This window comes from Streptomyces dioscori (genome assembly GCF_003024195.1).
Classification (GTDB): Bacteria; Actinomycetota; Actinomycetes; order Streptomycetales; family Streptomycetaceae; genus Streptomyces; species Streptomyces dioscori.
The window spans coordinates 245,080-270,046 of the sequence record NZ_KZ679050.1; the positions used below are offsets into that span (position 1 = coordinate 245,080).

The 24,967-nt window shown below is 72.7% G+C and carries 18 protein-coding genes; 10 read left to right on the forward strand and 8 right to left on the reverse strand.

Annotated features, from left to right (window positions below; genetic code table 11):
* Positions 1-4: 4 nt before the first annotated feature.
* The 8 genes from C6Y14_RS30245 to C6Y14_RS30280 form a co-directional block, all read right to left on the reverse strand.
* The gene (locus C6Y14_RS30245) at positions 5-4,960 is read right to left on the reverse strand and encodes a type I polyketide synthase (RefSeq protein WP_107020030.1); all 4,956 of its coding nucleotides are present in this window, start codon (positions 4,958-4,960) and stop codon (positions 5-7) included.
* Positions 4,953-6,986 (reverse strand): non-ribosomal peptide synthetase, encoded by a 2,034-nt coding sequence (locus C6Y14_RS30250; protein WP_107020031.1) that lies wholly within the window; start codon positions 6,984-6,986, stop codon positions 4,953-4,955. Before C6Y14_RS30250 ends, C6Y14_RS30245 begins: the two co-directional genes overlap by 8 nt.
* Positions 6,983-8,044, reverse strand: a complete 1,062-nt coding sequence (locus C6Y14_RS30255) for a zinc-dependent alcohol dehydrogenase (RefSeq protein WP_107020032.1) — start codon at positions 8,042-8,044, stop codon at positions 6,983-6,985. Before C6Y14_RS30255 ends, C6Y14_RS30250 begins: the two co-directional genes overlap by 4 nt.
* The gene (locus C6Y14_RS30260; RefSeq protein WP_199854909.1) at positions 8,041-9,366 is read right to left on the reverse strand and encodes a Coenzyme F420 hydrogenase/dehydrogenase, beta subunit C-terminal domain; all 1,326 of its coding nucleotides are present in this window, start codon (positions 9,364-9,366) and stop codon (positions 8,041-8,043) included. Before C6Y14_RS30260 ends, C6Y14_RS30255 begins: the two co-directional genes overlap by 4 nt.
* On the reverse strand, positions 9,363-10,760 hold the full coding sequence (locus C6Y14_RS30265) for an aspartate aminotransferase family protein (RefSeq protein ID WP_107020033.1): 1,398 nt from the start codon (positions 10,758-10,760) through the stop codon (positions 9,363-9,365). Before C6Y14_RS30265 ends, C6Y14_RS30260 begins: the two co-directional genes overlap by 4 nt.
* The gene (locus C6Y14_RS30270) at positions 10,760-12,202 is read right to left on the reverse strand and encodes a 3-phosphoshikimate 1-carboxyvinyltransferase (RefSeq protein ID WP_225891355.1); all 1,443 of its coding nucleotides are present in this window, start codon (positions 12,200-12,202) and stop codon (positions 10,760-10,762) included. The genes C6Y14_RS30265 and C6Y14_RS30270 overlap by 1 nt, the downstream gene beginning before the upstream one ends.
* Before the next feature lie 158 nt (positions 12,203-12,360).
* Positions 12,361-13,380, reverse strand: coding sequence for a ketoacyl-ACP synthase III family protein (locus C6Y14_RS30275; protein WP_107020035.1), 1,020 nt, complete (start codon positions 13,378-13,380; stop codon positions 12,361-12,363).
* 230 nt (positions 13,381-13,610) lie between these two features.
* The gene (locus C6Y14_RS30280; RefSeq protein WP_107020036.1) at positions 13,611-14,414 is read right to left on the reverse strand and encodes a class II aldolase/adducin family protein; all 804 of its coding nucleotides are present in this window, start codon (positions 14,412-14,414) and stop codon (positions 13,611-13,613) included.
* A gap of 402 nt (positions 14,415-14,816) precedes the next feature.
* On the opposite strand from C6Y14_RS30280, the gene C6Y14_RS30285 reads away from it, so the two are divergent.
* The 10 genes from C6Y14_RS30285 (at position 14,817) to C6Y14_RS30330 (ending at position 24,839) form a co-directional block, all read left to right on the forward strand.
* Positions 14,817-16,445 carry a DUF885 domain-containing protein gene (locus C6Y14_RS30285; protein ID WP_213084358.1) on the forward strand — a complete coding sequence of 543 codons (1,629 nt, stop codon included), beginning with the start codon at positions 14,817-14,819 and terminating at the stop codon, positions 16,443-16,445.
* 326 nt (positions 16,446-16,771) lie between these two features.
* Entirely contained in the window at positions 16,772-18,274 is a 1,503-nt protein-coding gene (locus C6Y14_RS30290) for an AMP-binding protein (protein ID WP_107020038.1), read from the forward strand.
* On the forward strand, positions 18,271-18,561 hold the full coding sequence (locus C6Y14_RS30295; protein ID WP_107020039.1) for an acyl carrier protein: 291 nt from the start codon (positions 18,271-18,273) through the stop codon (positions 18,559-18,561). The genes C6Y14_RS30290 and C6Y14_RS30295 overlap by 4 nt, the downstream gene beginning before the upstream one ends.
* A 9-nt stretch (positions 18,562-18,570) precedes the next feature.
* Complete coding sequence (locus C6Y14_RS30300) at positions 18,571-18,948, forward strand: ectoine synthase (RefSeq protein WP_107020040.1); 378 nt, start codon at positions 18,571-18,573, stop codon at positions 18,946-18,948.
* 89 nt (positions 18,949-19,037) lie between these two features.
* Positions 19,038-20,219 (forward strand): acyl-CoA dehydrogenase family protein, encoded by a 1,182-nt coding sequence (locus C6Y14_RS30305; RefSeq protein WP_107020041.1) that lies wholly within the window; start codon positions 19,038-19,040, stop codon positions 20,217-20,219.
* Positions 20,216-20,971 carry a transglutaminase-like domain-containing protein gene (locus C6Y14_RS30310; protein ID WP_107020042.1) on the forward strand — a complete coding sequence of 252 codons (756 nt, stop codon included), beginning with the start codon at positions 20,216-20,218 and terminating at the stop codon, positions 20,969-20,971. The genes C6Y14_RS30305 and C6Y14_RS30310 overlap by 4 nt, the downstream gene beginning before the upstream one ends.
* A 1-nt stretch (position 20,972) precedes the next feature.
* On the forward strand, positions 20,973-22,340 hold the full coding sequence (locus C6Y14_RS30315) for a TrpB-like pyridoxal phosphate-dependent enzyme (RefSeq protein WP_107020043.1): 1,368 nt from the start codon (positions 20,973-20,975) through the stop codon (positions 22,338-22,340).
* Entirely contained in the window at positions 22,337-23,644 is a 1,308-nt protein-coding gene (locus C6Y14_RS30320) for an ATP-grasp domain-containing protein (protein ID WP_107020044.1), read from the forward strand. Before C6Y14_RS30315 ends, C6Y14_RS30320 begins: the two co-directional genes overlap by 4 nt.
* Positions 23,645-23,711: 67 nt before the next feature.
* On the forward strand, positions 23,712-24,221 hold the full coding sequence (locus C6Y14_RS30325) for a hypothetical protein (RefSeq protein ID WP_107020045.1): 510 nt from the start codon (positions 23,712-23,714) through the stop codon (positions 24,219-24,221).
* A 3-nt stretch (positions 24,222-24,224) separates the two neighbouring features.
* Complete coding sequence (locus C6Y14_RS30330) at positions 24,225-24,839, forward strand: cobalamin-dependent protein (protein WP_107020046.1); 615 nt, start codon at positions 24,225-24,227, stop codon at positions 24,837-24,839.
* Positions 24,840-24,967 lie beyond the last annotated feature (128 nt).

Below are 24,967 nucleotides of genomic sequence, written 5' to 3' on the forward strand. Positions count from 1 at the left end.
GCTGTCAGGCCTCCTTGGCCCGGTCGGTGGCCTGGTCGGCGGCTGGGTCGGTGGCTGAGTTGATGGCCGGGTCGATGACCTTGTCCGCGGTCCGGTCTTCGTTCAGCGCGTCGGACAGGAGCCGCTCGGCGTCCTCCGGGGCCAGCGCGGCCAGTTCGGCCAGTTCGGGCGCGAGGGTTTCCTCGGTGGCATCGCTCGCGTCGGCGTCCGCCTCGCCCTGTCCCGTCTCCGACCGGACCTCCATGCGCTGCCGGACCGCGTCGGCCAGCGCCGCGGGTGTCGGTTCGGACAGGACGTCGGCCAGTGGCACCTCGACGGAGAAGTACCGGCGGATGTCGGACAGCAGCCGGACGATCAGGAGCGAGTCGCCGCCGTGCTCGAAGATGTCCGCCTCCGGCGACAGGTCCTCGCTGCCGAGCGCCTCCGCGATCAGCCGGGTCACCTGGGAGGTGAGGTCGGCGGTGTCCGGCCCGGTGTCCGGCAGGTCCGGTCCTGGTGCCGCGGACCCGTCGGCGGGCCGGCCGATGCGCGGGTCCCGCACCCACTGGTCGAGCCGGTGTCCGATGTCCCAGGTGGACACCGCCACATGGGAGACGTCGCGCAGGGTCAGCAGACGGCGGACGGCTTCCAGGCCCTCCTCGGGCTGGATCGCCTTGTCGTCCATGCTGCGGCCGATCGCGGACAGGGCCCGCTTCTCGTCCTGGTGGTGCTGCCACACGTCCCAGGCGGCGCTGATCCAGACGGTGCGGTCGAGATAGCGGTTGGCCCGTTCGGCGGCGGCGTCCATGAAGTGGTTGGCGGCGCCGTAGGCCAGCAGGCGCAGCCCGCCGAGGACACCGGCCAGCGAGGAGAGCAGCAGGACGAAGTCGACCTGCCGGCCGGCCAGTACCTCCTCCAGGGCGATCTGGCCGTGGGCCTTGGGCACGAAGTGCCACCGGCACTGCTCCACGCCGGACTCGGTGATCGGGCGGTCCCACCGCTCGCCGGGCAGGCCCGCCGCGTGCACCACCCCGTGCAGTGCGCCGTACCGTTCCTCGACGCGCTCCACCGCCGCCCGCAACGCCTGTGCGTCGGACACATCGGCGTGCACCAGGAAAGTGGTGGCCCCGGCGTCCTGGAGGGAGCGCAGCCGGCCGATCCGCAGGGCGGTCTCGTCGTCCGGCTCATGGCTGTCCAGCCACGCGTCCCATTCCGCGGGGTCCGGCAGGGGGTCCCGGGTCAGCAGCGCGAGGCGCGCCCCGGTCTCCCGGTGCAGCCAGTGCGCGAGGAGCGAGCCGATCTCGCCGAGGCCGCCGGTGATCAGGTGGACGCCCCCGGGCCGCAGCCGCGAGGTGGCCTCGGCGGACCAGTCGGCGCGCACCGGCCGCAGGTCGGCCACCCAGCGCCGGCCGCCGCGCAGGGTCACGGCCAGCTCGGGAGGCCGGGTACCGGCGAGTTCCGCGGCCAGCGTACGCAGCGACCGTTCGTCGGGGTCGGCGGGCAGGTCGAAGTGGCGGGCACCGATGTTGCCGTGCTCCTGGCCGATGACCCGGGCGGCGAGTGCCAGGGGCGCCAGTTCGGCGACGGGTTCGGGATCGGCGGGGCTGACGGCGTAGGCCCCGGCGCTGACGATGTCGAGCTGGACGGGCTCGGTGACGCCGTGCGCGCTGAGCGCCTTCACCAGGGCGATGAGGCTGTACAGGCCGTGCCGCTGGGCCTGTTCGAAGCGTGCCGTGCCCCGGTCGAGCGGCAGCGCGGCGGTGGACCAGGCGTGGACGACCCGTCCGGGGAGCCGGTTCTCGGCGAGGAGTTCGGCGATCAGCCGGTGGTGGTCCTCCTCGGAGTCGGGCCGCACGGTGAAGGCGGCGCCGTCGCGGGAGTAGCCGCTGCCGGCGGTGACCGGCAGCACCTCACCGGTCAGGGCGTGTGCCGCCAGCCGGGCGGCGACACCGGCCGTACCGGAATCGGAGCCCGCGCCCGTGCCGGCGCCCGCTAAGGCGCCAGCGTCCGTGGCCGTGGCCGTGGCCGTGCCCGCGTCGGCGTCGGCGTCGGCGTCGGCGTCGGCGTCGGCGAAGAGCAGCACCGGCTCGGTGATGGGGACGGGTTCGGCGTCGAGTGTGCCGACGGCCTGGTGCCACACCGGCGCGGTGAACCACTCGTCCAGCGGCAGCTTGGCCACGGCGGTGGCGCCGGAGCCGTCGCCGCCCGCCCCGGAAAGGGTGCCCGCCCCGGAGAAGGTGCCCGTTCCGGAGAGCGCGCCCCCGCCCGGCTCGACCCAGTAACGGGTGTCCTCGAAGGGGTAGGTGGGCAGCGGGACCTTACGGCGTCCACGGTCGGCGTAGTAGCCCTGCCAGTCCGGGGTGAGACCGACCGCCCACAGGCGGCCCAGCGCCGCCGTCAGCGCGGTGAGGTCGGCCACGGGGTCCTTGCCGCGGGCGGCGGAGGTGATCACCGGCATACCGGTCTCCCGGTCCGGGTGGCGCCGGGTGAAGGTGGCGAGGGTGTGACCGGGGCCGACTTCGACGAAGACCTGGTCCCCCTGGGTGAGCGCCGCGGCCACGTCGTCCGCGAACCGGACCGGCGCACGCAGATGGGCACCCCAGTACGCGGGGTCGGTGGCTTCCTCGTCGCGGATCCAGGTGCCGGTCAGATTGGACAGGAAGGGAATGCGCGGGCGGCGCAGCTCCACCTCGCGCAGCAGCCGGGTGAGGGGTTCCACCGCCGGTTCCATCATCGCCGAGTGGAAGGCGTGCGAGGTGGCGACCTTGCGGTGGGTGATGCCGTCGGCGGTGAGCTTGGCGGTGAACGCCCGCATGGCGTCTTGACCGCCCGCCACCGTGCAGACGGTGGGCTCGTTGACGGCCGCGAGGTCCACCCCGTCGCCCAGGTACGGGGCCAGCTTGTCGGGGCCCGCCATGACGGCCGCCATCACCCCCTCGGGCAGGGCGTCGATCAGCCGCCCCCGCTCGGCCACCACCCTTAGTGCGTCGGGGAGTTGGAACACCCCGGCCAGTGTGGCGGCGACGTACTCGCCGATGCTGTGCCCGATGAGGGCGGCGGGACCGATCCCCCAGGCCATGTACTGCCGGGCCAGCGCGTACTCCACCGCGAACAGCGCCGGCTGGGTGAGGCGGGTGCGGCGGAGGTCGTACCGCTCGTCCTGCCGGTCGCGCGACACGGGGTGGAGGGCGTCGCGCAGGTCGAAGCCGAGCGCGGGTTCGAGCAGATGCGCGCACTCGTCCAAGGCCGCCCGGTAGACCGGCAGTTGCTCGTACCAGCCGCGGCCCATGGCGGGGTACTGCGCGCCCTGGCCGGGGAGCAGGAAGGTGACCGGGCGCGGGGCGGGGTGCCCGGAGTCCTGGTAGACGTGCCGGGGTTCGCCGGTCCGTAGCGCGCGGACGGCGGTCTGCCGGTCCGGGGCGGTGACCACGGCCCGGTGGTCGAAGGTGTGCCGGGTGGTGGCCTGGGTGTACGCGGCGTCGTCCAGGCGGGTGTCGCCGAGCGGGCTCTGCGGCACGGTGGGGTCGGGTGCGGTGGCCTCCAGGTGGTCGGCGAGCGCGAGGCGTGCCTTCTCCAGGGCGGCCGGGGACTTGGCGGAGACCGGCAGCAGCACCACGGCCGGAGCCGGGGCGGCGCCCGGCACCTCGGCGGCGGCGGGCGGTGCCTCCTCCAGGACCACATGGGCGGTGGTGCCGCCCATGCCGGTGGAGGTGACCGCGCAGCGCAGGGCCGAACCGTCGGCCTGCCACGGTTCGGCGGCGGTGGCCACCCGGAAGCGGGTTCCGTCGGCCGCGCACTCCGGGTTCCACGCGGTGAAGTGCGGCATCGGCACGATCGTGCGGTGGTGCAGCATCAGCACGCACTTGATCAGGCCGGCCACCCCGGCCGCAGTGCTCAGGTGCCCGATGTTGGCCTTCACCGACCCCAGGGTGAGCGGCCCGTCGGTGCCGTACGCCTGGCGGGCCGCCGCGAGTTCGATCGGGTCCCCCATCCGCGTACCGGTGCCGTGGGCCTCCAGGTAGCTGACGGTGGCGGGGTCGACGCCGGCGACGCCGAGGGCCTCGGCGAGTACGGCGGCCTGGCCGGACACGCCCGGAGCGGTGTATCCCGCGCGGTCGTTGCCGTCGTTGCCCACGGCCGAGCCGAGCAGTACGGCCCAGACGGTGTCGCCGTCGGCCAGCGCGTCCTCCAGCCGTTTGAGGGCGACGACACCGGCGCCGTTGCCGAACACCGTGCCGTCCGCGCCGGCGTCGAAGGGCCGTACCCGGCCGGAGGCGGAGGTGATGCCGTCGGGCTCGTACAGGTAACCGGCCTCCTGCGGGAAGCGCAGGGCGACACCGCCGGCCAGCGCGAGGTCGCACTCCTGCGACAGCAGGCTCTGGGCGGCCAGATGGACGGCGACCAGGGAGGTCGAACAGGCCGTCTGCACGGCGAAACTGGGGCCGGTCAGCTTGAGGTGGTAGGAGGCGCGGGTGGTCAGGTAGTTGGGGTCGTTGCCCATCAGGGTCGCCATGTCCTGCTGCATCCGCTCCAGCGAGCCGTTGAAGCCGCGCTCGCCGGTCAGCACGTTGTTCAGCAGGTACGTGCTGTGCAGCGACCCGGCGAAGACGCCGACGCGGCCCGGGTAGACCTCGGAGTCGTGGCCGCTGTGCTCCATGGCGGCCCAGGCGGTCTGCAGGAACAGCCGCAGCTGCGGGTCCATCCGCTCGGCCTCGCGGGAGCTGAGGAAGAAGAAGGACGCGTCGAACCGGTCGGTCTCCTCGACGACCGCCGCCCGGCGCACATGGCGTGTGTCGGCGAGGGTCCGTCCGGAGACTCCCGCGGCCGTCAGCCGCTCCTCGTCGAGGTCGGTGATGTGCTCGGTGCCCGCGAGCAGGTTCTGCCAGTAGTCGTGCGGGTTGCGGGCGCCCGGCAGTCGGCAGTCCATGCCGACGACGGCGATACGTCCGGCCGGGAAGGGGGCGTCCTGAAGCTCAGCCATGCGTGCCTCCTGGGGCGGTGCGGCGCTGATCGCCGACGGGCGGAGTGGGATGGGTGATGGGTCGGAGGGCGGGTTCGGAGCGGGTGGTGGGTTGCAGGGTGGCTTCCGCGTGGGCGGCGGTGATGGCCGCCGCCCGGCGTGGTGGGCGGGCGGTCCTGCGGCGCAGGCCGCGGGCGGCCCCCTGGGCGGCGTCGTCGGACGGCGGTCCGGAGCGTTCCGTCGTCAGCCGGGTGACCAGGGCGGACAGGGCGCGGATGGTCGGGGCCCGGTAGAGGTCGGTCATGCGCAGGGCCGGGGCGAGGGCGCGGGTGAGACGTTCGTGAACGGCGGCCATCCGCAGGGAGGTGCCGCCCAGATCGAAGAAGTTCTCCTCGGGACCGGGCGCGCGGACACCGAGTACGTCCTGCCAGGCCTCGGTGACGGCTGCCTCCACCGGCCCGTGCGTCGCCGGTGCGGGCCGGGCGCGGTAGGGCCCGGTCGCCGTGAGCGGATCGGGCAGGGCCGCACGGTCGATCTTGTGATTGGCCGTCAACGGCAGTTCTCGCAGGGCCACATAGGCGGTCGGCACGGCGTGATCGGGAAGCGTCCGCCGCAACTCGGCCCGCAGTAGCGCCGGTTCGAGCCCCTCACCCGTCTCGCCCACCACGTAGGCGGCGAGTTGACGCTCGCCCATCCCGTCGGTGTACGGCGCCACCACCGCCTCGCGCACCTGTGCGAGCTGCTTGAGGGCGGCCTCCACCTCGCCGGTCTCCACCCGGATCCCGGAGATCTTGACCTGCGTCCCCCGGCGCCCGACGAGCAGCAGCGTCCCGTCGTCCAGCCGCCTGGCAAGGTCGCCCGTACGGTACGTCCTGCCGTCCGGGGCCGTGCCCGGGGCGAGGTGGTCGCTGACCACGACGATCTCGCCCTCCCCCGGCCCGTGGACCGTGCGGCCGTCGTCGTCGAGCAGCCGGATCTCCGTCTCGGGCACCGCCCGGCCCAGCGGGAACACACCGGTGGGCGGCCGGTAGGAGAGGTCGGCGACCCGCAGCAGGGCGCAGGAGCACTCCGTGGAACCGTAGGCCCCGGCCACCCGGCAGTGCGGCTCGAAGTGGCGCCGGCAGGCGTCGAGGTCGGCGAGGTGGAGGGTGTCGCCGCCGAGGGCGAGCATCCGCATGGCGGGCAACCGCACTCCGCGGGTCCCCATGGTCCGCGCCAGGGCCCGGAAGACCGGCAGCGTGGAGTGGTACACGGTGACCCGCTCGTCGGCCAGCCACTCCAACAGGCCTGTGACACCGAGCGACTTGAGGTCCACCGGGTACAGCGCCGCCCCGTTGAGGAGCGCGGCGAAGGTGTCCTGGACCGCCGAGTCCCAGCTGTACGCGGACTGCAGGGAGAGCCGGTCGAGGGGGCCCACCGCGAGCCCGTCGGTCCAGACGCGGATGTGGTGCAGCACGTTGCGATGTGTCTGGGTGACGGGCTTGGGGCGGCCGGTGGAGCCCGAGGTGAACAGGACGTACGCCTCCGACTCCGGGCGCGCGGGGCTCTCCTCGACGAGAGGGTTGTCCCGCACCGGCTCGTACTGCCGGACCAGTGCCTCGTACGAGAGCACCGGGCAGGACAGCCCGTCGACGATCGACGGGGCCGACCCCATGTGCTCGGGGCCGGCGACGAGCGTACGGATGCCCGCGTCGGCGGCCATGCCGGCCAGTCTCGGTGGCGGATAGGCGGCGTCCAGGGGGACGTAGGACAGGCCGGCGCGCAGCGCGCCGAGGAGGGCGCCGATCATCTCGGCGCCGTGCGAGAAGAGCAGTCCGACCCGGTCTCCCGGGCGCAGACCGGCGTCGGCCAGCGCGGCGGACACCCGGGCGGACAGCTCCGCGGTCCGCCGGTAGGTCCAGCGGACGTCCGGGGTGACGACGGCCTCCCGGTGGGGGAAGGCGTCGGCGGTCCGCAGGAAGCGGTGGATCAGGGTGCCCGCCCGGTCGGCGTCCGGGAACGGACGGTGACCGGTGTGCACGGCGGTCACCGGAACGGTGTGGGTCATGTGCGGCTCTCCTCGGCCGGTTCGTAGGCGAAGACCACCGCGGGGTGGGCGGGGCGTCCTCGCAGTTCGGCGTACGCGTCGGCGGCCTGCTCCAGCGGCAGCCGGGGTAGGCCCATCCGGTCCGGGCGGACGGCCCCGTCGGCGATCAGGTCCAGGGCCCGCTGCAGGTTCTCGGTGACGGTCGCCTGGCCCCGGGGCGGGGTGACGTCGGTGTAGCCGCGGGCGTAGGCGTAGTCGCGGTATCCCGCTCCGCAGCGGGCCGCGTACCGCAGGTCCAGATTGCCCAGGTCGACGCTGAACTCGACCCGCGCGGCGAACCGTCCCACACCGACCACCCGTGGCCGGACGGGGGCGCGGCCGGCCCAGCGGGCTGCCTCGGCCAGGGTGCCGCTCGCCTCTCCGGTACCGCAGAGGAAGACACAGCGGGAACTCCCGGCCGGGGCCGGGGCGCCGGGCGGGCCAGGCGGGAAGGGCGACTCCCACACCCGCACGTCCAGCGCCTCGGCCGTGCGCAGCCGGCCGGGATGCAGGTCGGTGACGGTGACCTGGTGCCCGGCGGCAGCGGCGGTCTGGGCGATCAGCAGTCCGACCATGCCCGCGCCGACGACCGCGACCTCGTCACCGGGGCTCAGTTCGGCACGGTCGACGGCGTGCACGGCGGTGGCGGCCAGGTTGGCCACGACGGCGTCGGCCAGGTGCATGGTGTCGGGCACCCGTCGGCACAGCCGGTAGGGCACGACGACCACGTCGCCGTGGGTGGCCTCGCCCCATCCCATCGCGGTCACCCGGTCGCCCACCGCGAAGCCGGTCGTGCCGGGGCCGACGGCTTCCACCGTGCCCGCCGAGCAGTAGCCCAGCGGGAAGGTCTCGCCGCTGCCCATCAGCCGGTCCAGGTAGTGCAGTTCGGTGCCGGGGCTGATCAGGCTGTACGCCGCGCGGATGCGCAACTCGCCGGTGCCGACCGGTCCGACGCCCACCTCGACCGGCTCGGGCAGTGCGCCGCGGCCGGCCAGCAGTCGTCGCGACAGGACCGTGCGGGTGTCCACGGCAGAGGTCATCGGCTGCTCCCTCGGTCGGCGACGGTCAGCCGGTCCGCCGGCCCGTCCGCAAGCGACTCCGCCGACCGCGCAGTCGACCGCTCAGTCGGCCGCTCCGCCGACCGGTGCGTGGGTGGGTCCTCGCCGGGTACGGCGATCCACCGTTCGTCCGGGACGATCTCCAGTTGCTCCCGGTGACCGGGGATCGGGCCGTGCGGCACGGGCCTGCCGGACCTCTCGTACGAGGCGCGGCGGTTGCGTTTGCGCTCCAGGCCGAGGTTCAGCCCGGACAGGTCCGTGGGCCTGCCCGTGAAGAAGCCGTGGTCCCGGGCCGCGGCGACCGCGGCGGCACCGGCCCCGGTACGGACGAACACCCGGCCGTGCTTGAGTTCGCGCGCCCTGTCCACGCTGGCGGCGAAGATATTGGGATCGCCGTCGCTGACGCTGACGTCGGCCAGCCCCGACAGCCAGTCCCCGCACGACAGACAGCGGTACGTCTTGTTCTTCGCGAAGTCCCGCACGGCCTGCCAGAACGCCACCCGGTGGTCGCCGCCGTCCCGGGTGCCGATCGCGATCTCACCGGGGTAGTCGCCCTCGCGGTAGCGGAGCCGGACCACGGAGTCGACCGGGATCAGCGCGCGTTCCTCGATGACGGCCCGGGTGCCCTCGGGACGGGTGCTGGACGAGCAGGCGGGTTCGACGGCGAGCACGACATGGTCGCGGGCCCAGCGCCCGGCGGCGGTGTCCATGGCCTGGAGCTTGCGCAGCGCCTGGATGTGGCAGGCGACGCCGACCACCGCCACGTCGGCGTCGGGTTCGGTGAGCATCACGTCCCGGAGCGCGCCCAGATAGGGGGCGAGCTGGTACGTGGACTGCGCGGTCTCCGCCAGCAGGTGCGGCTCCCGGACCAGGGCGGGCGCGGCCCGCCAGGGCTGCTCCGGGTCCCGGCCCATCGTCAGTACGACGTCGGTGCCGAGCACCGCGAGTGCGGTCTGGAGGAGTGCGGTGAGGCTGCCGCCGCTCGCGGACGCCTCGAAGACGACGGGGTCGAGCGCGTGGCCGGCGAGCACCTCGGAGAAGATGCCGGTCCACCGCTCCCGCGAAGTACGGCTCCGCCCGAACAGCCTCGTCTCGGCGGCCGGGGTGCCCGGGTCGGCGCCGGGGCAGACGTCCAGGCAGTCCTGGCACTCGCCGCAGTCGGACTCGGTCCACGAGGGTTCGGTGAGCACCGGTTCAAGGCCCGAGAAGCCCACCACCCCGGCGGGGCAGGCGAGTTGGCAGGCCCCGCACACGGTGCACAGGTCGTTCCGCAGTACGGCTTCGGAGAGTTGCTGGAACGTCATCGCAGGACTCCTCCTGCCTGGTCCGCTGCTCCCCGGCCCGCTTCTCCCCGGCTCACTTCTGTCCGGCCCGCTTCTGTCCGGTCGGCGTCGGAGACCGCGGTGGCGAGGGCTCGGAGGAGGAACTCCAGCTCGTACTCCGTCAGCAGGGCAGGCGGGACGATCTTGACAGTGGCCCCTTCCGGTCCCCCTCCGAACAGCAGCAGCCGGGCCCGTGACGCGGCCTCGACGACCGCCTCGGCGCGCGCCGGGTCGGGCCGGCCGTGCCGGGTGCAGTCGAAGGCCGCCAGGGCCCCGGCGGTGCGCACGGCGGCCATCCACGGGTGATGGGCGGCGAGTTCGCCGAGCCGGACACCGAGCCGCCGCCCCAGGGACCGGGCCCTGGCCGGGACGTCCTGGGTGACCAGGGTGTCGAGGACCGCCGAGGCGGCGGCGCAGCACAGCGGGCTGCCGGAGTACGTCGACGTCTGCACCCCTGGGGGCAGCGCGTCCATGACCCGCCGTTCTCCCAGTACGGCGCTGATCGGGAAGCCGTTGCCCAGCGTCTTGCCGACCAGGGTCAGGTCGGGAACCTCCGCCATGAGTTCGGCCGTGAACATCCGTCCCGCGCGGCCGAGTCCGGTGTAGATCTCGTCCAGCACCAGCAGGGCGCCCCGGTCGTGCGCGGCCCGCGCGATCAGGTCCAGCAGGGCCGGGTCGACGGTCAGCACCCCCTCGGTGACCTGGATCGGCTCCAGGACGACGGCGGCCACTCCCCCGTGGCGTTCGGCTTCGTCCAGTGCGGCGGTCAGCGATGACAGGAAAGCCGCTGTGCCGGCCGCTGTCCCACCTGAGCCGTTCTCACAGGGCTGCGAGCCGTCCTCGTACAGGTGCGCCCCGTCCTCGTACGGGCGCCGAGGATCCGGCAGCGCGGCCGTGAAGACCGAGCCGTGCGGCCCGGCGCCGAACCGCTTGAACTCGGCCCGCCAGGTCAGTGCCAGCGCCCCCGCGGTCTTGCCGTGGTAGGCGTGGCGGAAGCCGACGACCGACCGGTGTCCCGTCGCCGCGCGGGCCACTTTCAGGGCGGCCTCGACGGCTTCCGAGCCGGTCACGGTGGGCAGCACCGCGGGCTCCCGGTAGGGGGACAGCGCACCCAGCCGGCGGACCATCCGGAGGCGCGGATCGGAGTTCAGCCTGCAGCCGGTGTGGGCGAGCCGCGTCAGCTGGGCGGCGGCGGCCTCGACGACCGCCGGATGCTGGTGGCCGAGGGTGGCCGCCCCGCTGCCGGAGGTGCCGTCGAACCAGGCGGTCCCGTCGTCGGTACGGAGCCAGGGGCCGTGGCCGGAGCTGAACGCGGGGCCCGCCGTGGTACCGGTCGACCGGGCCTCGTACGCCGTGCGTAATCGGTTGCTGTTCATCACAGGGTGACCTCGTGGATCGCGGCGCCGACCGCCCGCAGGACGGCGGTGAAACCGGGGAAGGACGTGGTGTGGCAGGCGCCGCCGGTGATCGTGGTGCGCCCGAGCAGAGCTGTGGCCAGGGTGGCCGCGGCCATGGCGACGCGGTGGTCCTCGAACCCGGGCACGGTCCCGGCGGACAGCCCGTCGGTGCCGCCCGCACCCGATCCGTGCACCGTCAGCCCGTCCGGTTCCACGGCGACACGGGCGCCGAAGGCGGCGGCCATCCGCGCGGTCGTTTCGAGCCGGTCCGTCTCCTTGAACCGCAGTTCCCCGGCGCAGCCGATCCTCGACGTGCCGGGCAGCCGGGCCGCGACCACGGCGATCAGCGGCACCTCGTCGATCAGGGCGTGCAGTGTCCCGGGGTCGTCGGCCGTCACCGCCCGGACGCCGTCCAGACCGGCCCTGGCGACGACCGTACCGACGGGTTCGCCGCCGGCGGTGGTGCGCAGGTCCTGGTAGTCGACGGCTGCCCCGGCGCGGCGCAGGACGTCGAAGAAGCCGGTCCTGGTCGGATTCAGGCAGACGTCGGGGATCCGCAGTTCTCCGCCGCCGCCCCGCAACAGGTGCGCGGCGACGGGATAGGCCGCCAGCGACGGGTCGCCGGGGACGTCGATGACCGGCGGCACGGAACAGGCTCCACCGTCGTAGCCGACCGCGCCGGGGCCCTCGGTCAGCCGGGCGCCGAAGGCGGCGAGCATCCGCTCGGTGTGGTCCCGTGAGCGCACGGGGTGGCGCAGTTCGACCGGTACGCCGGCCGCGACCGCGCCGAGCAGGACCGCCGAACGGGCCTGGGCGCTGCCCACGGCCAACTCCACCCGCCGGGAGCGGTGCACCCGGCCGCTGACGAGCACCGGCAGCCGGCCGGGGTCGCCCAAGTAGCGGATGTCCGACCCCAGTTCGTTCAGGGGGGCGACGATCCAGTCCATGGGGCGGTGCCGCAGCACGTCGTCCCCGTCCACGACGGCGGCCCGTCCGGTGCCTGCGAGCACCCCGATCAGAAGCCGGGCTGCCGCGCTGGAACCCGCGGTCTCCAGATAGGGGATGCCGTCCGGCCACGACGGACTGCTGTCCGGCCAGTGCGGGATCCCGTGGTGGGGGCGCACCGGCTGGGGGACGGGGGCGGCGCGGCGCACGGTGAGGACGTCCCCCTCGACGAGGGTGTCCAGGCCGAGTGCCCCGAGGGCCGGGAACAGCGCGCGGACCGCGCCGCCCAGGTTGGCGTTGCGGATCGTGAGCCGCCGCGGCGCCCCGGGCAGCAGGGCGGCCAGCAGGGCGCGGTGGCTGACCGACTTGTCGCCGGGCACCTCGACGGTGGACGCCGGACGGCCGGTTCTGCCGCCCTCGACGACGAGGTCGGGTGAGATGGTCGCGGGCCTGTCATGGCCCTTCACTTCCAGCACGGACACACTCCCATGGCGACCGGACAGGGCCGGCCGCCGGAATCGAGACGGACTGGGCGGCACCGCTCAGTGCGCGGCCACCCGGCGGCACGAGGCCGCTGCGCGGACGAGGCAGGGCACGCCGCTCCTACCGCGGCATGCCGGTCGGTATCACCCGGTCAGTGCGTCCTGACGGGCGGTTCGGCGATCTCCAGCACCGCGGCGGTCCAGACGAAACCGACGCCCATGCCGACCAGCAGGACAAGGTCGCCCTCGTGCAGCACACCGGTACGCAGCTGGTGTTCGAGTGCCAGGAACTGGTCGCTGTTGGCGAGGTGGCCGATGCGCCTGCCCCACTGCCAGGCGGTGCGTTCCACGGGAAGCCCCAGCGGTTCCAGGAACACCCGGGTGAGCATCTCGTGCCCCAGGTTCGACACCAGCACCTGGGCGATGCCGTCCAGCTTGGTGCCCGCCTCGGACAGCGCATGGTCCACCGCGCCGACGACCTGCGCCTCGAAGCGGCGCTGCACCTCGGCGGCGGACGTGGTGCGCAGGAAGGCCTTCTTGGCCGGGGCGGCGTCCAGCGGTCCGCGCCGCAGTGTCGCCGAGGCCAGTGGCCGGTCGCCCCGGTGCATCTGTTCCAGTTCGGAGTCGGCCCGTGTCGCGACGCCGAGGACGCGGGCGGCGCCTCGTCCGTGGGACAGCACGACGGCTGCCGCGCCGTCACCGAAGACCATGCCCTTGTTCGTCCGCCAACGGTCGAACTCGCCGTCGAACCGGTCCGCGCAGGTGATCAGCACAGCCGTGTCCGCGTGCTGCTCCAGGTGGTTCCTGGCCAGGCCGAGCGCGAACAGGCCGCCGTTGCACCCCTGCCGGATCTCCAGCGCCGGTGCTCCGGCACCGACGGCGTACCGTTCCACGTACGACGCCGCGGCCCATGCCTCCGGGCCCTGGCGGTACGCGGCGGCATGCAGCAGGAGGCTGACGTCCTGCGGGCGGTGCCCGGAGCGCAGCAGGGCCTGCCGCCCCGCTCTGACAGCCATCTCGGCCGGTGAGAGCAGAGTCTCCACGGCCACTGTCTCCAGTCGGTCCTTGCTGTTCCAGGTCTGTTCGTAGCGGCCGTCCGCGACCGCTTCCGTCACCGTGGTCCGGTCGGCGGGCACGTAGCCGCCGATCCCGGAGAGGTAGACGTCGTCCACTGTTCGCGACCCCCGTCGGTCATGTTCGAGCCCGGCCGTCACTGGTCCCGGCCGTCATCGGTCCTGGTCATGTTCGAACTCGGCCGTCATCGATCCCGGCCGCCATCGGTCCTGGTCGTCATCGGGCCCGGTCGTCATGGGGCCCGGTCGGCGACGGCCTCGGCCGTCAACGGCCCCGGCGACAGGCCGACTTGGTGTCAGGCCGACTTGGTGTCAGGCCGACTTGGCCGTCACCGGTCGAACAGGTCGGGCTCCTCGCGCAGGACCTGGTCGCGCAGCGGCTGGAAGTTGATCCATGCCATGTCGTCGTTGCCGAGCTGGTCCCGTGCCGCGCAGGCGGTCCTGTGGTCGATGCGGACCACCCGGCCGGCGGCCTTGGCCAGCAGCTGCGCCTGGCAGGAACGCTCCATCGTGATGAACCACCAGGCCGCGGCCTCGACGGAGCGCCCGACGGTGAGCAGCCCGTGGTTGCGCAGGATCACGGCCTTGTGGTCTCCGAGGACGGCGGCGATGCGCTTGCCCTCCTCCAGGTCGGTCACCACGCCGTTGTAGTCGTCGTAGAGGCCGTGATCCTCGTAGAACGCGCAGGCGTCCTGGGTCAGCGGCTCCAGCAGCGCGCCCATGGACGACAGCGCCCTGCCGTGGAGGGCGTGGCTGTGTGCCGCGGACACCACCTCGGGACGGGCGCTGTGGATGCGCGAGTGGATGGCGAACGCCGACTCGTTGACGTGGTGGCGGCCTTCGACCACCGCCCCCCGGTCGTCGACGAGAACCAGGTCACCCATCCGGATGTGCCTGAAGGAAACCCCGTAGGGGTTGGCCCAGAAGAAGTCCGTGTGCTCAGGATCGCGGGCGGTGATATGCCCTGCCGTTCCTTCTTCGAAGCCGAACCTGCCGAAGAGCCGGAATGCCACCAGGAGACTCTCCCGGCGGCGCCTTCGTTCTTCCCTTACATCCCCTGCATCCTCGTGCGATCGCGGCCAACGAAAGTGCAATTGATCTTTCGGAATTGGCTTGAGATCATGAAGACCCATGCGTCGACTCCACCCCCGTGGATTTTGACTGAGTCGATTCTCGCGTATGTCAGGCATCGCCAGATCGCTTTGGAGGCTACCCCAGAGTCGCGGATCCGTGTCAATCCCGTTATCGCAAAGAGCAATTTTGCGTTCGTCGCAATATCGTTTCGAACAATGGCCGGATCGCGTTGCCGGAATGATTTCCTCAGTCGGACAAAACCACCACGAGATACCGTCCGTGGCGTGGAGTCACAGGCTCCTCGATGAAATTTCAACATTAGTTCTGTCACCTTTTGTCCATAAATCTACGGAATATCCCCATAGATGATCAGGTGACGGCTCTCCACGTGGTGGCTGATTCTGCCGCCTGCTCCTTACAGTCGGCATATGCACGCTGCGGTTACTGACTCTGTTCACTCCTTGTGCGACGACTACGTCACCCGCCACGCAGACCTGGACCCGGTCGCCGCCACCGTTCGAGGCGTCCCCGGCCAGGAGGGCCGGCTCACCGACTACTCACCCGAGGGCCACCGGGCCCGCTCCGAGCTGAACACCACGGCACTGCGCGCCGTGGCCGCCGCCCGCCCGCGGGACGACGCCGAGGCCACCGCCCGGACGGTCTTCGCCGAACGCGTGGGCATGGAGGTGGAGATCCACGAGGCCGGGCTCGACAGCGCGGCGCTCAACGTCATCGAGAGTCCCGTACAGCTCCTGCGCTCGGTGTTCGACCTGATGCCCACCCGCACCCCGGCCGACTGGGCGGTGATCGCGTCCCGGCTGGCCCGATTACCGGAGGCCGTGACAGGCCTTCAGGAGGGCCTGCGACACGCCGCCTCCCGCGGCACGGTGGCGGCACTGCGCCAGGTCACGGGGTGTGCCGCGCAGTGCGACAACTGGGCGTCGGGGTATTTCGCGACACTGACCGCCGACGCCGACGTGCCGGCCGCGCTCCGCGCGGACCTGGACGCGGGCGTGCGGGCGGCCTCCGCGGCCTACTCCGCGCTGGCGCGCTTCCTGCGCGACAAACTGGCCCCGTCGGCGCCGGCCAGGGACGCCGTGGGCGCCGACACCTACCGGTTGTGGCTCCGCTACTTCACCGGTGCCGCGCTCGATCCGGTCGAGGTCCACTCCTGGGGCTGGCACGAGTTCCTCGCCATCGAGGGCGAACTGCGGCAGGTGGCCGACCGGATCGCGCCAGGTGCCGGACCGCGCGGAGCGGCCGCCGCGCTCAACGCCGATCCGGCCGGTCTGGCGGAAGGAGCGGAGGCGTTCCGGCGCTGGGCACAGGATCTCTCCGACACGGCGTCGGAGGAGCTGCGCGGGTCGCATTTCGACATCCCCGCGCCGCTGGCGGCGTTGGAGTGCCGGATCGCGCCGGCGGGCGGCGGCACGTACTACACCGGGCCCTCGGACGACCTCTCCCGGCCGGGCCGGGTCTGGTGGTCGCTGCCCGCGGGCCGGACCCACCACCCGACCTGGCGCAAGGTCACCACCGTGTACCACGAGGGCGTTCCCGGCCATCACCTGCAGGTCGGCACCACCGTGCTGCAGGCCGGCCGGCTCAACCGCTTCCAGCGGCTGATGTGCCATGTGTCGGCGCACAGCGAGGGCTGGGCCCTGTACGCGGAGCGGCTGATGCGGGAACTGGGGCACCTGAAGGACGACGCCGCCCTCATGGGCATGCTGGACGCTCAGCTGTTCCGCGCGGCACGGGTGGTCGTCGACACCGGTATGCACCTCGAACTGCCCGTCCCGGCCGGCGTCGGCCTCCACGAGGGCGCACGCTGGACACCCGAGCTGGGCCGGGAGTTCCTGCTGACCCGCACGCTCATCGATCCGGCCGGTGTGGACGAGGAGATCGACCGTTACCTGGGCTGGCCGGGTCAGGCCCCCTCGTACAAGCTCGGCGAGCGGGTGTGGTGCGACGGCCGCGACGAGGCCCGCCGCCGCCACGGCCCGGCGTTCGACGCAAGAGCGTTCCACAGCCGCGCGCTGGGTCTTGGCCCCATGGGCCTGGACACACTGCGCGAAAGTCTGGCGGCGCTGTGAACGCCCCTTCCGTTTGAGGCTCTTCGCCCACGCGTGACAGCGGCGGAGTATCCGTACATCGTGCAGGCCATGCCGTCGATTCACGAAAGGGGCAGCACATGCGTTTCTCGCGGAATTGTATTGCGGCCCCGTTCCGGAGAGAAAATCCACGGCAGCGGCAATCCGACGCCGACTCGGTGCCGAATACGAGAAGACGCTGGCACCGGTTCATATCTGTTCCCCGCAGGTCTCCTCAGACTTCTCAAGATCCCTTCAGGCGTGCGACCGCCGCTGCACCGGCATGCGACGGCCCCGAAAGAATCCCAGGAATTGGCGGTACGGGCACCATGCACGATTCCCTAGCGCGGGACGTCCTCGCGCACGACCGGCGTACCCCGGACGCCCCGGCGCTGCTGTGGAACGGCACCACGCTCACCTACGGCGATCTGGCGGCGCTGGCGGACACGGCCGCCGTCCGGCTCGCCGAGCCGGAGCTCCACGGGGACGCCCCGCTGGCGGTCCGCGCGGTGAAGTCCCCCGCGTCGCTCGCCCTGGTGCTGGCCTGTCTGCTCGCCCGGCGGACCGTTCTGCTGCTCTCCCCCGACCTGGGCCGGCTCGCCGCGGCCCGGCTCGCGGAACACGCGGGCTGTGTCGGCCTTCTGGTGCCGGGCGCGGACGGGGAGACCGCGATCGAACCGGTCCGGGCGCCCGCCCGGCCGGCGCCGCCGGGCTCCGCGCTGCTGCTCACCACCTCGGGCTCGACGAGGCTGCCGAAGACCGTCTGTCTGAGCCACACCGCCCTGGACCGTTTCACCCGCTGGGCCGGGAGCGCCTTCCCGCTCGGCACGGGCCACCGGGTGCTCAGCTACGCCCCGCTGAACTTCGACCTCAGCCTGTTCGACGTCTGGGCGACCCTGCGGCACGGCGGCTGTGTGATCCCGGTGGACCCAGGGCGGGCCGCCGACCCGCGCCACCTGGCCGGGCTGCTCAGGGAGACCGGGCCGGAGGTCGTCCAGGCGGTGCCGACGCTGTTCCGGCTGCTGGCCGGGGCCGGTACGGACGCGGAGCCCTTCACCTCGGTCCGCCATGTGCTGCTCACCGGCGAGCACACCCCGCGTTCCCTGCGCGGCCGGCTCGCCCGGCTCTTTCCGCGGGCCGAGTTCCACAACGTGTACGGCTGCACGGAGACCAACGACAGCCTGCTGTACTCGTGCGGCGCGCGGGAGGCGGCCGAGCCGGCGACGCTGCCGCTGGGCGGGCCGCTGCCGGGCGCCCGCGTCCGGCTGGTCGACGGCGGCCGTGAACTGACCGGTCCCGGCACCGGCGAACTGGTCGTGCACACCCCGTTCCAGGCGGACGGCTACCTGGGCTCGGACGACCCCGACGACAGGTTCGTACGTCCCGCTCCGGGCACCTCGGAGCCGGTCTGGTTCCGGACCGGCGATCTGGTCCGGCGCGACAGCGAGGGCCGACTGACCCTCGTCGGGCGCGACGACTTCCAGGTCAAGGTGGGCGGCGTCCGGGTCAGCCCGGAGGCGGTGGAACAGGTGGCGCAGAGCCACCCCGAGGTCATGGAGGCCGCGGTGGTCGCCCTCGCGGCGCCCGGCCCCGGCATCCGGCTGCACGCCCTGGTGCGGGTCGCCCCCGACTGCGCGGTCACCGGCCTGCACCTGCTCACGCACTGCTCCGCCTGGCTTCCCCGCGCGGCCGTCCCCACGGTCCACCTCACGCGCGAACCGCTGCCCACCGGCATCACCGGCAAGGTCGACCGCGCCCAGGTGCGGTCCGTCCTCACGGCCAGGCAGCACGCCCGTCCCGACCGGCCCACTCAACCGGAGTCCTCAGCATGAGCCTGCGGCACGAGATCACGCGTCACATCGTCGCCACCTACCTGCCCGACACCTCCGCCGCGGACCTGGAGCCGTCGCTGGACCTGTTCGACACGGGGGTGGTGAACAGCCTGCAACTGCTGGAGCTCATCGGCTGGTTGCGGGAGCGCTACCGCCTCCCCGTCGAGGACCTGGACCTGTCGCTCCAGTCCTTCCGGTCGGTGGCGGCCATCCAGGACTTCATCGAGACGAACACGCCCACCGGCTCCGGTGACGCGGCAGGCGCCTCCGGCGGAAAGACGCACTAGGGGACAGACATGCTGATACGCACGAAGGAAGAGGCCCTGGTCGTCGAGTGGGGCAACGGCCTGAGCCACCGCCTGCTGCTGCAGGCCGACCGGATGGGCTTCTCCTTCTGCCACACCGTGGTCCGGGCGGGCACGAAGTCACGCCTTGAGTACCGCAGGCACCTTGAGGCCTGCTACTGCATCACCGGGCGGGGCTGGATCTCCCTGCCCGACGGAAGCGCCACCCATGAACTGCGGCCGGGCGTCCTCTACGCCCTGGACCAGCACGACGCGCACTTCCTGACCGCCGCGCCGGACGCCGACCTGGAGCTGATCAGCGTCTTCAACCCGCCTCTGCAGGGCGGCGAACGGCACAACCTGGACCAGGACGAGTTCTCGCACTACTGACGGGCCGCCGAGCCGACAAGCCACTGAGCCGACGGGTCACCGACCACTGACAGGCCACCGACTACTTACGGGGAACTGACGAGGTCACGATGAGGCACTGGACAGACGAGCAGAGGGCGCTGCGGACCACCGCGGAGGCCATCGGCGCGGACGTGGGCGCCGGACACCTGGAGAGGGACGCCCACGGCGAGTTCGCGTGGGACGGCTGGAGACACCTGCGCGAGACCGGGCTCTTCGGGACGCCGTTCGACGGCGCCTGGGGCGGCTCGGGTCTCGACCTGCCGACCGTGATGTACGTCTTCGAAGGCCTTGGGTACCGCTGCCCCGACGCCGGCCTGGTCTTCTCCGCGTGCACCCACATCGTGAGCACCGGCGTTCCCCTCCAGCGGTTCGGTTCCAAGGAGCTGAAGGCGGCGTACCTGCCGAGGGTGTGTGCCGGGGAGGTGATCGGGGCGCACGCGATCACCGAGCCGGATGGCGGCTCGGACGTGCTGGCGATGCGCACCACGGCCAGGCGTGCGGGCGAGGAGTTCGTGCTCGACGGCAGCAAGGCCTTCGTGACCAACGGTCCGATCGCCGGCCTCGTGGTGGTGTACGCCCGTACCGGTGCCCCCGGACGCCTCGACGGCATCACGGCGTTCCTGGTCCCGACGGACACCAAGGGGGTGGCGCACGGCCGCCCCCTGACGAAGATGGGCCTGCGCACGTCACCGCTGTCCGAACTCTTCCTGACGGACGTCCGGATACCCCGCTCGCACGTACTGGGCACGGTGGGATCCGGGTTCCTGGTCCTGGACGAGGTCATGAAGTGGGAGATCCTCTGCGGCTTCGCCGGGATCCTCGGCGAGATGCAGCACCGGCTGGAACGCTGTGTCGAACACGCCCGCGCCCGCAGCCAGTTCGGCCGGCACATCGGCGCCAACCAGGCGGTCTCGCACCGCATCGTCGACATGCAGATAGGCCTGGAGACCTCCAGGAAGTGGCTCTACGACACGGCGGACAGGTTCACCGCCGGACAGAGCGTCGCCACCGACCTGGCCATCACCAAACTCGTGGTGAGCGAGGCCAACGTCTCCTCCGCCCTGGCCGCCGTCCAGATCTTCGGGGGACACGGCTACACCGCGGAGTACGGCCTCGAAGGGGACCTGCGCAACGCGGTCGCCGGAACCATCTACTCGGGCACCTCCGAGATCCAGCGCGAGCGGCTGGCGGCCTTCCTCGGACTGTCCCGGGCCGCCGCCGCCCGGGACGTGAAGGAGCGGACGACATGACGACCGGGATCGGCACGGCGCTGCGACCCACGCGGTTCCTGGACCACGACGCGCCGGTGGTACGGGAGTTCGTGCGCGAGGCCCTGCACACGACGGAACCCGGGGACCCGGTGGCCGCCGCGGTGGCCCTCTACTACGCCGTCCGCGACGGCATCCGCTACGACGTGTACGACTGCGACCTGTCCGCCGACGGCCTCAGGGCGAGCAGCGTCATCGAACGCGGCGCGGGGTTCTGCGTCCACAAGTCCATCGTCTACGCCGCCGCGGTGCGCGTCGTGGGCATCGAGAGCCGGCTCGTCTACGCGGACGTGCGCAACCATCTCGCCTCGCCCCGGCTGCGCACGCTGATGGGCGGTGACGTCTTCCGCTTCCACAGCCTGACCTCCGTACGTCTGAACGGCGCCTGGGTCAGGGCGACTCCGGTGTTCAACGCCCTGCTGTGCACGCTGTACGGCATCAAGCCGCTCGACTTCGACGGTCGGGCGGACAGCTACTACCACCCCTACGACGAGCAGGGCCGGCGCCATATGGAGTTCCTGGCCGTGCGGGGCGAGTTCGACGACTTCCCGTACGCGGAGGTCGTCGGCGGCATCCGGCAGGCGCACCCCCTGCTGTTCGCGGGCTCGCACACCACGACCACGGGCTCGCTCGTGTCCGAAGCGACGGCGGCTACCGGGGCCACTGGAGCCGCCGGGACGACCGAGGCGGGGACGGCCAGGACGACCTGCACAGCCCCGCTGGAGGGACCCTGACATGCGAAGGACGAAGTTCCTGCTGGGTGAGGAAGACACGCCCACGCACTGGTACAACCTCGCGGCCGACCTCCCGGGAGGCCCGTTGCACGCCGCCCTCAACCCCGCGACCCGGGAGCCGCTGACCCGCGCGGAGATGGCGGCCACCATGCCCGAGCCGCTGATCGACCAGGAGCTGAGCACCGCCCGGGAGATCGAGATACCCGAGGAGGTACGCCGTATCTACACCATGTGGCGCCCCTCCCCCCTGGTACGGGCGCACCGGCTGGAGCGCGCCTTGGACACCCCGGCCCGTATCTACTACAAGTACGAGGGAGGCGCCCCGACCGGCAGCCACAAGCCCAACACCGGTGTTCCGCAGGCGTATTACAACAAACTGGCGGGCCGGACCGGGCTGGTCACGGAGACCGGCGCCGGTCAGTGGGGCAGCGCGGCGGCCCTGGGCGCGGCCTTCTTCGGCATGACCGCCACAGTCTTCATGGTCAAGGTGAGCCATCAGCAGAAGCCCTACCGCCGGGCTCTGATGGAGACCTACGGCTCCGAGTGCGTGGCGAGCCCCAGCACCCGGACGGCGGTCGGCCGGAAGATCCTCGCCGACGACCCGGACAGCCCCGGCAGCCTCGGCATCGCCACCTCCGAGGCGCTGGAGACGGCCGCCGGGGACCCGTCCCTGGGGTACGTGCTGGGCAGCGCCGCAAACCATGTGCTGCTGCACCAGACCGTGATCGGACAGGAGGCCGTGCGGCAGATGGAACTGGCCGAGGACCACCCGGACATCGTGATCGGCTGTGCGGGCGGCGGCAGCAATCTGGCCGGGCTGGCCTTCCCGTTCCTCGGCGCCCGGCTGCGCGGCGGCAGGCCCGTACGGATCATCGCCGTGGAACCGGCCGCCTGCCCCACCCTGACCCGGGGCACGATCGCCTACGACTACGCGGATTCGGCCGGGCTCGGCCCGCTGTTCCGGATGCACACCCTCGGCCACGGCTTCGTACCGCCGCCGGTGCACGCCGGAGGGCTGCGGGCCCACGGGATCGGCCCGGCGGTGAGCCGGGCCGTCGAGGACGGGCTGATCGAGGCGACGGCCGTGGGCCAGGTCGCCTGCCTGGAAGCGGGCGTCCGGTTCGCCCGTACCGAGGGCATCCTGCCGGCCCCGGAGTCCACCCACGCCCTGCGCGTCGCCATCGACGAGGCGCTGCGCTGCCGTGCGGAAGGGCGCTCCCGGGCCATCCTGTTCGGCCTGTCCGGACACGGGCACTTCGACCTGGCGGCCTATCAGAAGTACGCCGCGGGTGAACTGACCGACGGCGAGGCCGACAGTCACGGGCTGGCGCTGGCCGCCGCCGGCATCCCGGGGGCGGGCGGGGCATGAGCGCCCGGTCGTCTCCCGCGTACGCCGTCCGCGCCACGGGTCCGGCCACCCTGGTCGCCGTGGTGGACGCCGACGGCATGGGCGCGTTCCTGCCCGGCGCGCTGGCCCACGAGGGCGTACGGAGCGTCCTGGTGCGGTCGGACGCCCCGAACCCACACCTGGCGAACCAGCCCGACCTCTCGGGCCACTCAAACGGGCTGGATCGGCTCCCCGAGGTCACGCACCGCGGTGACCTGACCGCCACGGCCGACGCGCTGCGCCGGTTCGGGGTGGACCGGGTCGTCGCAGGCGCCGAGTCGGGTGTCCTGCTGGCCGACGCGTTGTCCGCCGAACTCGGCACGCCGGGGCACGGGATGAGCCGCCCGACGGCCCGGCGGGACAAGTACGAGATGGCCTGCGCGGTGCGGGAGGCCGGGCAGTCCACAGCGGCGTGTCTGGCGACCGACAGCGCCGACGAGGTGATCGCGTGGGCCCGCGGGCACGGCCGGTGGCCCCTCGTACTCAAACCGCTGGCCAGCGCCGGTACGGACAACGTCCTCTTCTGCCGTTCGGAGGCGCAGTTGCGGGCCGGGGTCGCCGCCATCACGGCCGGGCGCGACCGGTACGGCGGCCGGAACCGCGCCGTGCTCGTGCAGGAGCATCTGGCGGGCGAGGAGTACTTCGTCAACACCGTCAGCAGCGGTGGCGTACACCATGTCGTCGAGGTGTGGCGCTATCACAAGCGGCCGGTCGGCGACCGTCCGATGTACGACCACGAGGAGCCCGTGCCCCCGGACGACCCGGTGGTCGGCGTGCTGAGCGCGTACACGCTGCGAGTGCTCGACGCGCTGGAGATCCGCAACGGGGCGGCCCACACCGAGGTGATCACGACCGGGCGGGGGCCCGTCCTGGTGGAGTGCGCGGCCCGCCACGGCGGTTCGCACACGCCGTCCGTGGTGTCCCGGTTCCTCGGCACCGACCAACTGGCTTGTCTGGCACGCGCCTTGGCCCACCCCGAGGAGGCGGCGCGGGGGCGGCTGCCGCGCTATGGTCCGCGCGCCCATCTGCGGTATGTCACCCTCCGCTCGCCCCGTGCGGGCGGCCCGCTGTCCGCCGGGCGGTTCGCGCCGGTACGGGCCCTGGGCACGTTCGTCGAGCTGGCGCTGACCATGCCGGAGGGCACCGTCCTGCCGCGCACGACGGACCTCGCCTCGTCCCCCGGCTACGTGTACCTGGGCTCCGCCGACCCGGCGCGCGTGGCGGCGGACCACCGGCGGCTGCGCGCACTGGAGCGCGGCGACCTGTACGACGGCCCCCGGCGGTAACGGCCGTCGACGGTACGGCCGTCGGCGGAACGGCCACCACCCCAACCGGCGAAAGGCATGGAGACCAATGATCAGGACGAACGAGACCCTCTCCGGTCTCTCCGAGTACCCCGCGAACTGGACGCACACCGCCAAACTGATCTTTCCCGGCCCGCCGTTGACCGTACCGGGGGCCTGTCTGAAGTGGTACGACATCCGGCGCGCCGACGACAAGGCGGCCCCGGACGTCACGGCGGAGGCCCGCGCGTTCCTGACCGAGCGGGCCGCGGCCAAGGAGGTCGAGTTCCGGGGCGAGTTGGGGTTCGCGCTGCTGCACCTCGACGGCGGCAAGTACTACCTGCTCGTCTGCGTGTGGCGGGACCGGGACGAGATGTGGCAGGGCCTGTTCTTCAAGGACGACGGCGGTTTCCTGCCCTACCCGGCCAAGCCGGGACTGCTGCGGCCCACCCAGAACGTGGTCGAGCTGGACGCCACCTCCCACGAGCGCCGGGGCTGGTCGCGCTATCTGCGCTCGGCCCGTGACACCGCGGCGAAACAGGCGTACCTGGACGACACGTGCACCGGGGAGCTGGTGTAGCCGATGCTGTGGACGACACCGCCGCCCCCGAGGCTGGTCATTCTCGGGGTGGCCGCGAGCGACTGCCATGTCGTGGCCAACCAGCTCATCGCCCGCTACCTGCGGGACGAGGGCTTCGAGGTGGAGAACCTCGGAGCCTGCACATCCGTCGAGGAGTTCGCCTCCGCCTGCGTACGGCGTCCGGAGGCGGAGGCACTCCTGATCGGCAGCCTGAACGGACACATCCACGAGGATCTGCGGGGTCTGCGGGAGGCGAGGAGGGCCGGGCGCGTCCACTGCCCGGTGGTGGTCGGCGGGAACCTCTCCGTGGGAAACGGCGAGAGCCTGTCGTCCGACAGGCGGCTGTACGCCCTGGGAGTGGACCGGATCGTCCACGACCCGGCCACGCTCCCCGCGGTACTGACCGAACTGCGCGCCACGGACGGGCAGGCCGCCGCCGACGACGACCGGACCGTTGTGAAGCGGCCCCTCACCGACCGAGCCGCCGCCGACGGCACCGTCACCGACCAAGTCGCCGGCGGGCAGACCGTCGGAGGGCAGGCCGTCGAAGGGCAGACCGTCGGCGGGCAGACCGTCGGCGCGGGGGCGTTGTGGTCCGCGCACGCCCGCGCCTCATGACGGCGCCACCACCGGCCGGGCGCTCCGGGGTCGCGGGCCCGGACATGGGAGGGGGCAGGGCCGAGGGCAAGGGGGCGGGGGCGGGCCGGGACGCGGGCGCAGGCCCCCCTGACACGGGGGGCGGCGCA

Excerpts from the sequence above, each read along its gene's own strand:
- C6Y14_RS30245 (WP_107020030.1), bottom strand. The coding sequence starts at position 4,960 with ATGGCTGAGCTTCAGGACGCCCCCTTCCCGGCCGGACGTATCGCCGTC.
- C6Y14_RS30250 (WP_107020031.1), bottom strand. The coding sequence starts at position 6,986 with ATGACCCACACCGTTCCGGTGACCGCCGTGCACACCGGTCACCGTCCG.
- C6Y14_RS30255 (WP_107020032.1), bottom strand. The coding sequence starts at position 8,044 with ATGACCTCTGCCGTGGACACCCGCACGGTCCTGTCGCGACGACTGCTG.
- C6Y14_RS30260 (WP_199854909.1), bottom strand. The coding sequence starts at position 9,366 with ATGACGTTCCAGCAACTCTCCGAAGCCGTACTGCGGAACGACCTGTGC.
- C6Y14_RS30265 (WP_107020033.1), bottom strand. The coding sequence starts at position 10,760 with ATGAACAGCAACCGATTACGCACGGCGTACGAGGCCCGGTCGACCGGT.
- C6Y14_RS30280 (WP_107020036.1), bottom strand. The coding sequence starts at position 14,414 with ATGGGTCTTCATGATCTCAAGCCAATTCCGAAAGATCAATTGCACTTT.
- C6Y14_RS30290 (WP_107020038.1), top strand. The coding sequence starts at position 16,772 with ATGCACGATTCCCTAGCGCGGGACGTCCTCGCGCACGACCGGCGTACC.
- C6Y14_RS30295 (WP_107020039.1), top strand. The coding sequence starts at position 18,271 with ATGAGCCTGCGGCACGAGATCACGCGTCACATCGTCGCCACCTACCTG.
- C6Y14_RS30300 (WP_107020040.1), top strand. The coding sequence starts at position 18,571 with ATGCTGATACGCACGAAGGAAGAGGCCCTGGTCGTCGAGTGGGGCAAC.
- C6Y14_RS30305 (WP_107020041.1), top strand. The coding sequence starts at position 19,038 with ATGAGGCACTGGACAGACGAGCAGAGGGCGCTGCGGACCACCGCGGAG.
- C6Y14_RS30310 (WP_107020042.1), top strand. The coding sequence starts at position 20,216 with ATGACGACCGGGATCGGCACGGCGCTGCGACCCACGCGGTTCCTGGAC.
- C6Y14_RS30315 (WP_107020043.1), top strand. The coding sequence starts at position 20,973 with ATGCGAAGGACGAAGTTCCTGCTGGGTGAGGAAGACACGCCCACGCAC.
- C6Y14_RS30320 (WP_107020044.1), top strand. The coding sequence starts at position 22,337 with ATGAGCGCCCGGTCGTCTCCCGCGTACGCCGTCCGCGCCACGGGTCCG.
- C6Y14_RS30325 (WP_107020045.1), top strand. The coding sequence starts at position 23,712 with ATGATCAGGACGAACGAGACCCTCTCCGGTCTCTCCGAGTACCCCGCG.
- C6Y14_RS30330 (WP_107020046.1), top strand. The coding sequence starts at position 24,225 with ATGCTGTGGACGACACCGCCGCCCCCGAGGCTGGTCATTCTCGGGGTG.